Source organism: Nocardioides baekrokdamisoli (assembly GCF_003945325.1).
In the GTDB taxonomy this organism is placed as follows: domain Bacteria; phylum Actinomycetota; class Actinomycetes; order Propionibacteriales; family Nocardioidaceae; genus Nocardioides; species Nocardioides baekrokdamisoli.
In genome coordinates, this window is sequence record NZ_AP019307.1 from 2,117,716 (window position 1) to 2,129,793 (window position 12,078).

The 12,078-nt window shown below is 68.9% G+C and carries 14 protein-coding genes; 8 read left to right on the plus strand and 6 right to left on the minus strand.

Annotated features, from left to right (window positions below):
• Positions 1-66: 66 nt before the first annotated feature.
• Entirely contained in the window at positions 67-930 is an 864-nt protein-coding gene (locus KCTC_RS10335) for an HhH-GPD family protein (protein ID WP_125569198.1), read from the minus strand.
• Between the two features lie 32 nt (positions 931-962).
• On the opposite strand from KCTC_RS10335, the gene KCTC_RS10340 reads away from it, so the two are divergent.
• Entirely contained in the window at positions 963-1,715 is a 753-nt protein-coding gene (locus KCTC_RS10340) for a hypothetical protein (RefSeq protein WP_125569199.1), read from the plus strand.
• Positions 1,716-1,731: 16 nt separating this feature from the next.
• Here the strand turns inward: KCTC_RS10340 and disA are convergent, their stop codons facing one another.
• Both disA and radA read right to left on the minus strand, forming a co-directional pair.
• Entirely contained in the window at positions 1,732-2,814 is a 1,083-nt protein-coding gene (disA, locus tag KCTC_RS10345) for a DNA integrity scanning diadenylate cyclase DisA (protein WP_125569200.1), read from the minus strand.
• 46 nt (positions 2,815-2,860) lie between these two features.
• Complete coding sequence (gene radA / locus KCTC_RS10350; RefSeq protein WP_125569201.1) at positions 2,861-4,228, minus strand: DNA repair protein RadA; 1,368 nt, start codon at positions 4,226-4,228, stop codon at positions 2,861-2,863.
• A gap of 167 nt (positions 4,229-4,395) precedes the next feature.
• On the opposite strand from radA, the gene KCTC_RS10355 reads away from it, so the two are divergent.
• Complete coding sequence (locus KCTC_RS10355; RefSeq protein WP_125569202.1) at positions 4,396-4,665, plus strand: hypothetical protein; 270 nt, start codon at positions 4,396-4,398, stop codon at positions 4,663-4,665.
• A 3-nt stretch (positions 4,666-4,668) separates the two neighbouring features.
• Here KCTC_RS10355 and KCTC_RS10360 read toward each other — a convergent pair whose 3' ends face one another.
• Together KCTC_RS10360 and KCTC_RS10365 are read right to left on the minus strand one after the other, a co-directional pair.
• On the minus strand, positions 4,669-5,463 hold the full coding sequence (locus KCTC_RS10360; RefSeq protein WP_125569203.1) for a class I SAM-dependent methyltransferase: 795 nt from the start codon (positions 5,461-5,463) through the stop codon (positions 4,669-4,671).
• 56 nt (positions 5,464-5,519) lie between these two features.
• A complete protein-coding gene (locus KCTC_RS10365; RefSeq protein ID WP_125569204.1) occupies positions 5,520-6,179 on the minus strand; it encodes a VOC family protein in 660 nt (219 codons plus the stop codon).
• Positions 6,180-6,301: 122 nt separating this feature from the next.
• On the opposite strand from KCTC_RS10365, the gene KCTC_RS10370 reads away from it, so the two are divergent.
• Together KCTC_RS10370 and KCTC_RS10375 are read left to right on the plus strand one after the other, a co-directional pair.
• Positions 6,302-7,579 carry a hydroxyacid-oxoacid transhydrogenase gene (locus tag KCTC_RS10370; protein ID WP_125569205.1) on the plus strand — a complete coding sequence of 426 codons (1,278 nt, stop codon included), beginning with the start codon at positions 6,302-6,304 and terminating at the stop codon, positions 7,577-7,579.
• Between the two features lie 10 nt (positions 7,580-7,589).
• Entirely contained in the window at positions 7,590-8,015 is a 426-nt protein-coding gene (locus tag KCTC_RS10375) for an acyl-CoA thioesterase (RefSeq protein WP_231998686.1), read from the plus strand.
• Here the strand turns inward: KCTC_RS10375 and KCTC_RS10380 are convergent.
• Positions 8,012-8,779 (minus strand): hypothetical protein, encoded by a 768-nt coding sequence (locus tag KCTC_RS10380; RefSeq protein ID WP_125569206.1) that lies wholly within the window; start codon positions 8,777-8,779, stop codon positions 8,012-8,014. The two genes, KCTC_RS10375 and KCTC_RS10380, sit on opposite strands and share 4 nt — an antisense overlap.
• A 62-nt stretch (positions 8,780-8,841) precedes the next feature.
• Between KCTC_RS10380 and KCTC_RS10385 the strand changes: the two genes are divergently transcribed.
• Genes KCTC_RS10385 through KCTC_RS10400 form a run of 4 tightly spaced genes read left to right on the plus strand, consistent with a single transcriptional unit; the run spans position 8,842 to position 12,045 of the window.
• A complete protein-coding gene (locus tag KCTC_RS10385) occupies positions 8,842-9,774 on the plus strand; it encodes a Ppx/GppA phosphatase family protein (RefSeq protein ID WP_125569207.1) in 933 nt (310 codons plus the stop codon).
• 13 nt (positions 9,775-9,787) lie between these two features.
• The gene (locus KCTC_RS10390) at positions 9,788-10,564 is read left to right on the plus strand and encodes a sugar phosphate isomerase/epimerase family protein (RefSeq protein ID WP_125569208.1); all 777 of its coding nucleotides are present in this window, start codon (positions 9,788-9,790) and stop codon (positions 10,562-10,564) included.
• 24 nt (positions 10,565-10,588) lie between these two features.
• Positions 10,589-11,290 (plus strand): ABC transporter ATP-binding protein, encoded by a 702-nt coding sequence (locus KCTC_RS10395; RefSeq protein WP_231998687.1) that lies wholly within the window; start codon positions 10,589-10,591, stop codon positions 11,288-11,290.
• Positions 11,287-12,045, plus strand: a complete 759-nt coding sequence (locus tag KCTC_RS10400; RefSeq protein WP_125569210.1) for an ABC transporter permease — start codon at positions 11,287-11,289, stop codon at positions 12,043-12,045. The genes KCTC_RS10395 and KCTC_RS10400 overlap by 4 nt, the downstream gene beginning before the upstream one ends.
• Positions 12,046-12,078: the final 33 nt, after the last annotated feature.

The window sequence follows — 12,078 nt, forward strand, 5'->3', positions numbered from 1 at the left end:
AACTGTGGAACCGTGCCCGATCGGGCGGCCTGAGAACTGGCGCTTGTCCGCAGTTGGCGCTGAGGCTCAGCCGGGGAGGGCGTACGTATCCGGTCCGACCTGCTCGACGAGCGCGTCGGACATCAGTCCGGCCAGTGCCCGTTCCCGCTGTTCGGCATCCGCCCATGCTCCGTCGAGCACGGTGCGGTGCACCGGGCCGTCAGCGTCGCGCAGGACTGCCATCAACCGCCCGCGACACTGCCGATCGGTTCCTGCCCAGGCCTGACCACGTCGTGGGGGTCCGTCGTACGCGGGCGACCCGGCCAGCCGCCAGGCACATTGATCCGCGACCGGGCACGCCCCGCATCGGGGGTTCGCGGCCGTGCAGACAAGTGCACCCAGTTCCATCGACGCCACCGCCCAGAGCGGGGCGTCCTCGGTCGGCAACACCGCCTCGGCAAGCCGGCGCTCGGCCGCCGTCACGCTGGCCCCGGCGAACTCGTGACCCGCGACGGTACGCGCGAGCACCCTCCGGACATTCGTGTCGAGGACGACATGGCGCGCACCGTACGCGAAGGAGGCGACGGCGGCCGCCGTGTAGTCGCCGACGCCCGGGAGGCTCAGGAGTTCCTCGTACGTGTCCGGAACACGTCCGTCGAAGCGTTCCTCGATTGCGGTCGCGGCTGCGTGCAGCCGTAGGGCGCGACGGGGGTAGCCGAGTCGTCCCCACATCCGGATGGCTTCGCCAGTGGGTTCCGCGGCCAGCGCTGCAGGGGTCGGCCAGCGCTCCATCCAGGCCGCCCACACCGGTAGCACGCGTGCCACCGGAGTCTGCTGCAGCATCACCTCGCTGACGAGTACGCCCCACGCCGAGGCATCTGCGGAACGCCACGGGAGGTCCCGCTGGTGGCGGTCGTACCACCGTAGGATCGGCGCATGCAGCGTGGACACGAGGCCGATTCTCCTCGATCGGTAGTGGTCCGATGACCCGCCGTCCCACGCCCGCCGTCTACCGCCGCCGGCGGCTCGTCGTTGCTCTGGGTGCCGTCGCCGTCGTGGTCCTGCTCGTCTGGCTCGCCATCGCTGCCGTGAGTGCGTTGACCGGCAGTCATTCGAACGCGGCCGCCCAGGCCTCTGCCAGTGTGAGCGCTTCCGCGGAGGCCGATGACACCCCGACGATCTCGGTGTCGTCGGTCCCTGCCGGCGGTCGCTGCGATGCCGGCGACATCGTACTCAGACCGGTCGCCGCCATGGCGCATGTCAACGGGCCGGTGGCCCTGACGGTTCAGGCCTTCACCAGGCAGAACCCGGAGTGCACCTGGCGGGTGACCCACGGCAGCGTCCAGGCCACCATCAGCCTGGCCAGGACGCCATCGTTCTGGAGTACGGCCAATTGCCCGACTGCGGTCAAGGAGCAGACCGTGACCCTTCGTCAGGGGACTCCCATCACCCTCACCCTGGCCACCTGGGACGGGCAGGCATCGAGCCAAGCGGGCGGCTGCGGCCAACAGAACCCGTGGGCGAGGCCCGGCGTCTATCACGTGCAGGCCGCTGCCCTCGGAGGCAACCCGTCCTCGGCGACCCGGTTGACGATGGTCGCTCCTGGTGTTCCGTTGGTGCAGCCCGTGACGTCACCGACCGCGTCGCCGACGCCGACCGGCACGGGCAAGGCCAAGCCGAAGGGCACCGCGAAGCCGACCGGCTCGCCAACGCCGACGGCAGTCCAGACCTTCTAGCGGCCTGGCGTCATCCTCAGACGTAGCGCTCGAGGATCGTCGACTCGGCGAGTCGGCTGAGTCCCTCGCGTACCGAGCGGGCCCGCAGCTCGCCGACGCCGTCCACCAGCTGCAGGTCGTCGATTGACGCGCTCAGCAGCTTCTGGAGGGTTCCGAAGTGGTCGACGAGTCGGTCCACGACAGCACCCGGCAGACGCGGCACCTTCGCCAGCAGTCGGAACCCGCGCGGCGCGACTGCGCCGTCGAGCAACTCGGTGGTCGCCAGCCCCATGATCTGGGCGATGTTGGTCGGGTCGACCAGCTCGGGACCCGAGAGTGCGTCCAGTTCATCGAGTACCTCGGTGGCGCCGCGCTTCTTGCGGGTACGCGGGAGGTAGTCCCGGATGATCAGCTCTCGTTCGGCGTCGACGCCGGTGATGAGTTCCTCGAGCTGCAGCGAGACCAGGCGTCCGTCAGTGCCGAGCTCGAGCACGTAGTCCTCGACCTCGCGTGCGATGCGGGTGACCATCTCGAGCCGTTGGAGGACGACGGCGACGTCGCGGACCGTCACCAGGTCCTCGACCTCGAGTGCCGACAGGGTCGCCGCGACCTCGTCGAGACGCAGCTTGTAGCGCTCGAGGGTTGCGATCGCCTGGTTGGCGCGGGACAGGATCCGGCCGGAATCCTCGAGTACGTGACGCGTCTCGCCGACATAGGCAGCAATGATCTGCATCGACTGCGACACCGAGATGACCGGGAAGCCGGTCTGCTTGGCGACGCGGTCCGCGGTGCGGTGGCGGGTGCCGGTCTCGTCCGAAGGGATCGTGTGATCCGGCATCAGGTGGACGGCGGCGCGGACGATCTGGTTCTTGTTGGAGTCGACGATGATGGCGCCGTCCATCTTCGCGAGCTCGCGCAGACCAGTGGAGGTGAACGGCACGTCCAGTTCGAAGCCGCCGGTGGAGATGTCGTCCACCGTGGCGTCGCGACCCAGCACGACAAGCGCGCCAGTACGTCCGCGAAGGATGCGCTCGAAGGCGTCTCGCAGGGGGGTGCCCGGAGCGATCAACGCCAGCGTCTCGCGCAGGCGTACCTGCTCCTCGGCCCGGTCCGTAACCACGCCCGAAGTGTACGGGCACGATCAGGGCCGCGTCCCCAGAGTTTCCCTACTGTCGGAAGCGCAGTGCGTCGAGGACATCCGGCAGCGAGAACGCCTCAAGGATCTCCAGCCCGGGGCGCTTCTTCAGTGAGCTGTTGGTGTCGGCCGGAACGATGGCGTGCGTGAAGCCCAGTCGGGCTGCCTCATCCAGCCGCGCGTTGATGTCGCGTACGCGCCGCAACTGGCCGGCCAGGCCGAGCTCGCCGATCGCCACGACGCCTGTGGGGACCGCAACTTCGCTGAACGAGCTGGCGAGGGCGATGGCCACCGCCAGGTCGGCGGCCGGATCGAGGAGCCTCATCCCGCCGACGGTGGCTGCGAACACGTCGCGCGAACTGAGCCGCAGACGCCGATCGCGTTGCAGCACGGCCAGGATCAGCGCCAGGCGGGAGCTGTCGAGTCCGGAGGTGGCACGCCGCGGCTTCTCGGTCTCCTGAGCGGAGACGAGAGCCTGGACCTCGGCCACGAGTGGTCGACGCCCCTCCATCGTGACGGCCACGCACGTCCCTGATACAGGGATGGTCCGTGCCTCCAGGAACAAGCCGGTCGGGTCGGTGACGGGCACGATGCCGTCGGAGGACAGATCGAAGCACCCGACCTCATCCACCGGGCCGAACCTGTTCTTCATCGAGCGCACCATCCGCAGACGTGACTCGCGCGAACCCTCGAAGTTCAGCACGACGTCCACGATGTGCTCGAGCACGCGCGGGCCGGCGATCGAGCCGTCCTTGGTGACGTGACCGACGAGGATCGTGGTGATGTTGTGAGTCTTCGCGGTGCGTACGAGCGCGGCAGCGACCTCCTTCACCTGGCTGACTCCGCCGGGCACGCCGTCGGAGTCGCTGGTGCCGATCGTCTGCACGGAGTCGATCACCAGCAACGCGGGCTGCGTGTCCTCGATGTGGGTCAGCACCGCGCCGAGGTCAGTCTCGGCCGCCAGATAGAGCTCCGCCTCGACGGCACCGGTACGGTCCGCCCGCAGACGGACCTGCGAGGCCGACTCCTCGCCGCTCACATACAGCGTCCTGCGTCCTGATCGTGCGGTCTGGGCAGCCACCTCGAGCAGCAGGGTGGACTTGCCGACGCCGGGCTCGCCGGCCAGGAGAATGACTGCTCCGGGGACGAGGCCCCCGCCCAGGACCCGGTCGAGCTCGGACACCCCGCTCGATACGGACGTTGCGGCCTCCACAGCCACGTCACCGATCGGAACCGCCTTGGTCGTCACCGCTCCGGGCGCCACCCGCAGCGCCGGCGCACCGACCTCGGCGACCGATCCCCAGACCTGGCACTCGCCGCATCGGCCGACCCATTTGGCTGCTTCCCAGCCGCATTCGCCGCAGCGGAACATCGCTCTTGGACGCTTTGCGGTGGCCATGCGGATCACCGTACGACCCGCCCCTGACAGTTTCGCCGACCGGGCCCCGAAGCCTCAGAGCCTGTGCACTGGCCCGAACGCCGAAACCGACGCAGAATGGAAGTGCGGCGGGGGACGCTGCGCATCAGCGAGCACCGGCGCCGCCAGACTCTGAGGAGGGTGCTGTGGTGACGAGAACTCACGCGGTCGCCGGGCCAGGCCACCCGGCAGAACACCATCGGATCGCCTACTCCGTCGAGGCGATCGTCGGAATCGGTCTGGTCGTCGCAGGCGTCGCGGCGGCCGTCGCCGTCGTCGGATTCTTCACCGGCAGTTGGTTGCTCGGCTCCTTCGGGTTCCCGGCCCTGATGATCCTGGTCGTGCTCTACGCGATCTGGACGGTTGGTCGTGGCGCCAGGCACGAGGACTCGGACAAGGAACTGCACGACATCGAGTAGCGCTCAGAACCGCTTCCACCACAGATTGACGGCGTAGTCGACCGCCAGCCCGGGGTGGTCGACCAGAGCGGCTTCTGCGACGGTCGGGGGGAGTTCCAGGCGTACGACCGCCTCCAGATCCTCACGCGACTCGAAGCGCCATCCCATGTCGACCTGCTCACGTGCCCAGCCGCGCTCCGCCCAGAACGACTCGACCGCGGCCGCGTCGACCGTGGGGAAGCCCTCGGCGAACCATCGCCCGAAGGTCGACCGGGTCGGATCGTTGTCGATGATCAGGGCGGTGCCGCCGGGGGCGATCACCCGGTCGAGTTCAGTCAGCCCGGGTTCGCTGCCGGGGCCGAAGAAGTACGCCCACCGTGCGTGCACGACGTCGACCGACGCGTCGGCGAGCGGGAGTTGCTCGGCCAGTCCTTCGATGACGTCGACGGACGCGAGTCGGCGCGTACGCCGTCGGGCGAGGGCGACCAGATCAGGATTGGGCTCGACACCGACGACCGACCGAGCGGTCGAGGCGAACAGGGGCAGATGGAACCCGGTGCCGCAGCCGAGGTCGAGGACGTCCCGATCAGCCCAGGAGGCGATCGACGACATCGCCGCCCAGAGGGCTCCGTCCGGATCGGCCGCGCGGTTCTCGATCTCGTACGTCCCGGGGTGATCCCAGATGTTGGGAGAGCGCCGCGGCTGAAAGGCTTCGATCCGCCTCCCAGCGGCTACCGAACGCGACTCGACCGGTGCGCTGTCTGCGTCGCCGTCGCTCGGCAGGCCACCAGCCTGCCTTCGCGCCGGACTCCTTGACATCACACCACTCGAGTCTCGCTCGGCACGCCGCTGGGAGGCGGATCGAAGCCGAGAGGTCAGATGCGCACCAGGCCGTCGGGCGTACGGAACTGCGCAGCCACGAGTCCCGGGGTGCCGTGCTCGGCAGTCCACTGGATCTTGACGTCCTCAGCGGGCTGGCCGGTGTAGTAGTCGATGCGCTCGTCGAGCTCGTCGCCCATGAAGTCGCGTACGCGCTGCGGGTCACCGGAGATCTCGAGGGCTTCCAGGGTGATGTCGGAGCCGGCGTTGCCCGGGTGCATCTCGAACGGGGAAACCCAGTGCAGGAAGTACGGCAACTGCGGGTCGGCGATCAGGTCGTTGATGCCGATCTGCTTCCACTCAAGCAGCGAACCATCAGGCAGTTTGCGGCTGGCGTCCACCGCCTTGCGCCCCAGGCGCTCCTCCTGCTTCTGCATGTTGCCGGTCGCCAGGACCCACGCCATCCAGCCGCCGCCGAGTGCCGTGCGGGCCTTCACTGCCTGGCCGAAGGGCGCCTTGTCCGAGGCCGGGTGCTCCAGCGCCGCCACGACTTCGAGATAGAGACCGCCGCGCAGAGGCAGGATCTTGTTCTCGGTCCCGAAGCGCGGGTGAATGCCGCCATCCTGGAACGGCATCCCGAGGAGATCCCCGAGCCGCTTGGCCGTCTTGTCCAGACCGTCAGGTCCGGCCGCGTACGAGATGTGGTCCAGTCGCATAACTGATTCTGAACATGTCCCGTTTCCGGGCGTGCACGGGGGTCACAGTGTCTCGACATCGAGACACTTTTGGATGCCACGTCGTCCCGCTGAACGGCTCCCCGTGAGTAACATCCGAGACCATGTGCGAGACCGCGTTCACCGTCGATGCCTCCCGAGTTACGTTCGGTGCGGGTGCGCTGGCCGAGGTCGGTCCGCGGATGGCGGCACACGTACGCGCCGGCGCGCGGGTCGCGCTGATGACCGATCCCGTCGTGGCGGCCCACGCCTGGCCCGGTGAGGTGGCCGCCTCGTTGCGCGACGCCGGTTTTGACGTCGTCACCTATGACGCCGTCGGCGTCGAGCCGACCGACGAGTCCGTGCTTGACGCAGTGGCCTGGGCTCGCGAGACGCGACCGGACGCGTACGTGTCGGTCGGCGGCGGTTCGGTGATCGACACCGCGAAGATCGCCGATCTGCTCGCCAGCCAACCGGGCGAACTCGCGGACTACGTGAACGTACCGCTCGGCGGCGGCAGAGCCGTCGCCGCACCCATCCGGCCCCACATTGCCTGCCCCACCACCAGCGGCACCGGCTCCGAGGTCACCGGGATCGCGATCTTCGATCTGTTGAGCAAGCACGCCAAGACCGGCATGTCCTCGCCCCGACTTCGTCCGACCGAGGCGGTCATCGATCCGCGGGTCACTGCGACCCTGCCTCCGGCGGTCGTCGCCGCGAGCGGTCTGGATGTGCTCTGCCACGCGGTCGAGTCCCTGACGGCCCGTCCGTACACGTCGCGGCCGGCGCCGTCGCCGGTGACCGCGCGGCTGGCAAGCCAGGGTGCGAACCCGTGGAGTGATGTCGGTGCCGAACAGGCCCTGCGGGTCATCGGCGCCAACCTCCGGGACGCCGTGGCCGGGGACGAGTACGCGCGACACCAGATGATGTGGGCCGCGACTCTCGCCGGGATCGCATTCGGCAACGCGGGCGTGCACGTCCCGCACGCGATGGCGTACGCCGTCGCCGGTCGGGTGCGGGACTACTGCCCCGAGGGCTACCCGCAGGGCGCGCCGCTGGTGCCGCACGGGTTCGCGGTGGCCGTCAATGCTCCCGCGGTCTTCAGAGCCACGGCTCACACATCGCCTGTCCGTCATCTGGCTGCAGCGGAGGCGCTTGGCGCTGCCGACATGGCGACTGTGGGGCCGGACGAAGTCGGCGAGGCGCTGGCCGCGGCCGTCACCGATCTGATGCGCGACATCGGGGCGCCGAATGGGCTGGTCGGTGTCGGCTACACCGAGGCGGACATCCCGGCTCTGGTCGAGGGCTCCGCCCCGCAGCGGCGCCTGCTCGACAACGCCCCGCTGTCGGTCGGCGAACCCGAGTTGGCCGAGTATTTCCGGGCCGCACTGAGTTGTTGGTAGGAGTGAATTCGTGACCCGACCGAGCATCGAGGACTACCCGTACGTCATTGACATCACCACACGGTGGATGGACAACGACGTCTACGGGCATGTCAACAACGTCACCTACTACTCCTACTTCGACACCGCCGCGAACACCTTCCTGATCGAGCGAGGCGGCCTCGACATCCACGGCGCCGACGTGATCGGGCTGATCGTGGAGTCCGCCTGCAGCTATCACGCTCCGGTGGCGTTCCCCGACCAGCTCCGTGCGGGCGTACGCGTCGACAAACTCGGCAACCGCGCGGTCACCTACGGGATCGGGATCTTCGCCGAGGGCTCCGACGAAGCCGTCGCCAACGGCCACTTCGTCCATGTGTTCGTGGAGCGGGAGTCCCGCACCTCGACTGCGATCCCGGCCCGGATCCGGGCCGCGCTGGAGACGATCGTCCGCTAGTCGGCAGCGAGTGAGGCCGGGTGGATCGCCAGTCGGCTGCCGGAGCGTACGTGCTCGTCGCAGTGCTGGACGAGTTCCTCGTACGCACCGGCACCGATCATCGCGATCAGCTCCGCGCGATGTGTCAGGTAGACCGGCGACGGCGCGATGTGCGCCTCGGTGTTGGCGGTGCAGTACCAGTCGAAGTCGTGACCTCCGGCGCCCCACCCAGCCCGCTCGTACTCGGTGATCGTCACCTCGAGGTACGAGGTCTCGTCCGCCCGCTCGACGGTCCGGAACGCGCGGCGCAGCGGCAGCTGCCAGCACACATCCGGCTTGGTCTCGACGTGACTCACCCCGAGTGATCCCGCGAGGACGTGGAGCGCGCAACCCGCGCCGCCCGCGAACCCGGGCCGGTTCGCGAACACGCAGCCCTGTTCGCCGTCGACCTCGTGCGTCCGGGTCTTCCGTTCGCCCTCGTCGTCGAGCTCGATCCAGTCGCCCTTCTTGACCTTCCGGCCCGGGTGGAACTGCCAGTTCTCCGGGGTGAGTTGCGCGACGAAACCGGCGGTCCGGGCCTCGTCCTCCTTGCCGGCGAAGTGCGCACCGAGGGTGCAGCAGCCCACGCTCGGCGAGGTCGCATAGATGCCGCGGCAGCCCGACCCGAAGATGCAGGTGTACGAGGACGTCAGCCACGTCAGATCCGCGCGTATGACCTCGCCCTCGTCATCGGGATTCGGGAACTCGAGCCACGCGCGGGGGAAGGGCAACAACACCTCGGGCATCCCCGAAGCGTACGGCTGCATCGCGTTTCATGGCGGAAGGCGCGTGCCGGTACCGTGGAGCCATGCGTCTGAGCGTCCTGGACATCGGTTCGAACACGGGGCATCTGCTCGTGGTCGACGCTCATGACGGTGCCGCGCCGCTGCCGGCGTACTCCTACAAGGAGCCGCTGCGGCTTGCCGAACACCTGGGCGACGACGGTGCCGTGACCCGCGAGGGGATCGACAAGCTGATCAGCTTCGTTCGCGCAGCCGTCGTCGTCGCCGACGACAAGGGCTGCGCGGACATGCTCGCGTTCGCGACCAGCGCCGTACGCGATGCGGTCAACAGCGACGACGTGCTCGCCGAGGTCAAGGCGGAGACCGGTGTCGACCTCGAGATCCTGCCCGGCGAGGACGAGGCGCGGCTGACCTTCCTGGCCGTACGTCGTTGGTTCGGCTGGTCGGCCGGACGCCTCGCCGTCTTCGACATCGGCGGAGGGTCGCTGGAGATCGCCGGCGGTTCGGACGAGGCGCCCGATGTCGCGTGGTCGTTGCCGGTCGGCGCGGCCCGGCTGGCGCGGCAGTATTTCGCCGACGGCGCCACCCAGGAGGCCGTACGCAGCATGCGCCGCGAGTTGCGGGCGACGCTGGCCACCGACGCCGGGAAGTTGCTGCGCTACGGCGCACCTGACCGGGCCGTGGCCACCTCGAAGACGTTCCGGAGCATCGCCCGCATCTGTGGGGCGGCACCGTCGGACGAGGGCATCTGGGTACGGCGTTCGATCCCGCTGGCGGAGCTGCGTACCTGGATCCCGAAGCTCGTCGAGATGTCCAACAGCGAGATCGCTGAATTGCCCGGCGTGAGCCCCGATCGGGCGCACCAGATCCTCCCCGGTGCGATCGTCGCGGAGGCGATCCTCGACATCTTCGCCCTCGACGAACTCGAGATCTGCCCGTGGGCCCTTCGCGAGGGCGTGATCCTCGCCCGGCTGGACTTCCTGGGCGCGGACGACTGATGGGGAGGGGCTGATGGCCCGCGTCGGCCTCTCGACCAGCAGCGTCTATCCGGAGGGCACCGCCCACGCCTTCGCGTACGCGAAGAAGATCGGGTACGACGCCGTCGAGGTGATGGTCGGGATCGACTCGCTCTCCCAGAACATCCCGGCGGTCAAGCAGCTCGCTGACCACCACGGCATCCCGGTGACGGCCGTACACGCCCCGTGCCTGCTCTTCACCCAGCGCGTCTGGGGCACCGAGCCGTGGGGCAAACTGCAGCGCTCGGCCGAGATGGCCCATGAGGTCGGTGCCGACGTCGTGGTGGTGCACCCGCCGTTCCGTTGGCAGAAGGAGTACGCGACCGGCTTCATGGACGGGATCGCCGCCATCGAGGAGTCGACCGGGATCGCCTTCGCTGTGGAGAACATGTATCCGTGGCGCGCGGCCAAACGGGAGATGGAGATGTATCTCCCCGACTGGGATCCGACCCACGGTGACTACGCCAACATCACCATCGACCTCTCGCACGCCTCGATCGCCGGCGACGATGTCATCGAGATGGCCGATCGCGCCGGCTCGCGCTTGAGGCACATCCACCTGACCGACGGCACAGGTTCGGGCAAGGACGAGCACCTGATCCCGGGCCGCGGGACCATGCGCGCCGACGCCTTCCTCCGCCACATCGCCGCGGCAGGTTTCGCCGGCGAGATCGTCCTCGAGATCAACACCCGCAAGGCGACCCCCGGCGAGAGTCGGGAAGCCGAACTCCGGGAGGCGCTGGAGTTCGCGCGTACGCACTTCCGGGCCTGAATCGGCGCGCGTACGCTCAGGCTCGTGAGTGCTGTCGAGGTCCGCGCACTGACCGTCGTACGCGGCTCGACGACCGTGTTGGACGGACTCGATCTGGACATCCCTGCGGGGTCGGTGACCGGCCTGCTCGGCCCTTCCGGTTGCGGGAAGTCCACGCTGCTCCGCGCGATCGTCGGCGTCCAGAACGTGCGCTCCGGATCGGTGAGCGTCCTGGGCCGACCTGCCGGTTCTGCCAGCCTGCGACACCAGATCGGGTACGTCACCCAGTCCGCCAGCGTGTACGACGATCTGACGCTCGTGGAGAACCTGTCCTTCTTCGCCCGCGTCCTCGGGCTCGGCGCCGGTGAGGTCGACCGGGTCATCGAGGCCGTCGACCTGGTCGCGTATCGCGATCGGGTGGTCGGTCGGATGAGCGGCGGTCAGCGTTCGCGCGCTTCGCTCGCGGTCGCGCTCCTGGGGGAGCCGCCGATGCTGGTGCTCGACGAGCCGACGGTGGGGTTGGATCCGGTCCTGCGTCGTGATCTGTGGGATCTCTTTCATCGGCTCGCGGACGCGGGATCCACGCTCGTGATCTCAAGTCACGTGATGGACGAGGCGGATCGGTGCGACGAACTCCTGCTCATGCGCGACGGCGCGATCCTCGCCGACGGCACCCCGGCGTCGATCCTGGCCACGTCCGGGGCCGACTCCATCGAGGGTGCCTTCCTGGCGTTGGTGGAGCGATGAGCGGCGTGTCGGGACCGGTGCGCCGGACATTGGCGGTGGCGCTTCGCGTGCTGCAGCAGGTACGTCGCGACCCACGGACGATCGCGTTGCTGGTGGTCGTGCCGTGCGTGCTGATGACGCTGCTGTGGTGGATGTTCAAGGACGTGCCGACCTTCGGTCAGCAAGGCACCTTCGAGCGTCTGGGCCCCGACCTGCTGGCGATCTTCCCGTTCATCGTGATGTTCCTGGTGACGTCGGTGACGACCCTGCGCGAACGATCGAGCGGGACCCTCGAGCGCCTGCTCGCGATGCCGCTGGGACGCCTCGACTTCCTGCTCGGGTATGGCATCGCCTTCGGCGTTCTCGCCGCGCTCCAGTCGGCCGCCGCCGTGGGCGTGAGCGTGGGCCTCCTCGGCCTGACGATCCACGGCCACGTCTGGCTCCTGATGATCGTCGCGGTCGCGGACGCCGTCCTCGGGTGTGCGTTGGGCCTCTTCGTCTCGGCCTTCGCGCGTACCGAGTTCCAGGCCGTCCAGTTCATGCCGGCGGTGGTGATCCCGCAGATCCTGCTCTGCGGGCTGTTCGTCGCCCGTGACTCGCTCCCGGGCGTACTCCATGGACTCAGCAACGTGCTGCCGCTGTCGTACGCCGTGGCGGCGATGCAGAAGCTGACCGCCGGCTCCGACGCCGTCGGGGGCGATCTGGCGATCATCGCCGCGTACGCCCTGGGGTGCCTGGCCCTCGGCGCGATCACCCTGCGGCGGCGTACTCCCTGATCACCCGGCGGGGCGCGCGGAACGCGACTCGGG

Bases quoted from the DNA above. Each gene is read 5' to 3' on its own strand.
- KCTC_RS10380 (WP_125569206.1), bottom strand. From the start codon at position 8,779: ATGCCCGAGGTGTTGTTGCCCTTCCCCCGCGCGTGGCTCGAGTTCCCG.
- KCTC_RS10360 (WP_125569203.1), bottom strand. From the start codon at position 5,463: ATGTCAAGGAGTCCGGCGCGAAGGCAGGCTGGTGGCCTGCCGAGCGAC.
- radA (WP_125569201.1), bottom strand. From the start codon at position 4,228: ATGGCCACCGCAAAGCGTCCAAGAGCGATGTTCCGCTGCGGCGAATGC.
- KCTC_RS10370 (WP_125569205.1), top strand. From the start codon at position 6,302: ATGTGCGAGACCGCGTTCACCGTCGATGCCTCCCGAGTTACGTTCGGT.
- KCTC_RS10400 (WP_125569210.1), top strand. From the start codon at position 11,287: ATGAGCGGCGTGTCGGGACCGGTGCGCCGGACATTGGCGGTGGCGCTT.
- KCTC_RS10365 (WP_125569204.1), bottom strand. From the start codon at position 6,179: ATGCGACTGGACCACATCTCGTACGCGGCCGGACCTGACGGTCTGGAC.
- KCTC_RS10390 (WP_125569208.1), top strand. From the start codon at position 9,788: ATGGCCCGCGTCGGCCTCTCGACCAGCAGCGTCTATCCGGAGGGCACC.
- KCTC_RS10340 (WP_125569199.1), top strand. From the start codon at position 963: ATGACCCGCCGTCCCACGCCCGCCGTCTACCGCCGCCGGCGGCTCGTC.
- KCTC_RS10385 (WP_125569207.1), top strand. From the start codon at position 8,842: ATGCGTCTGAGCGTCCTGGACATCGGTTCGAACACGGGGCATCTGCTC.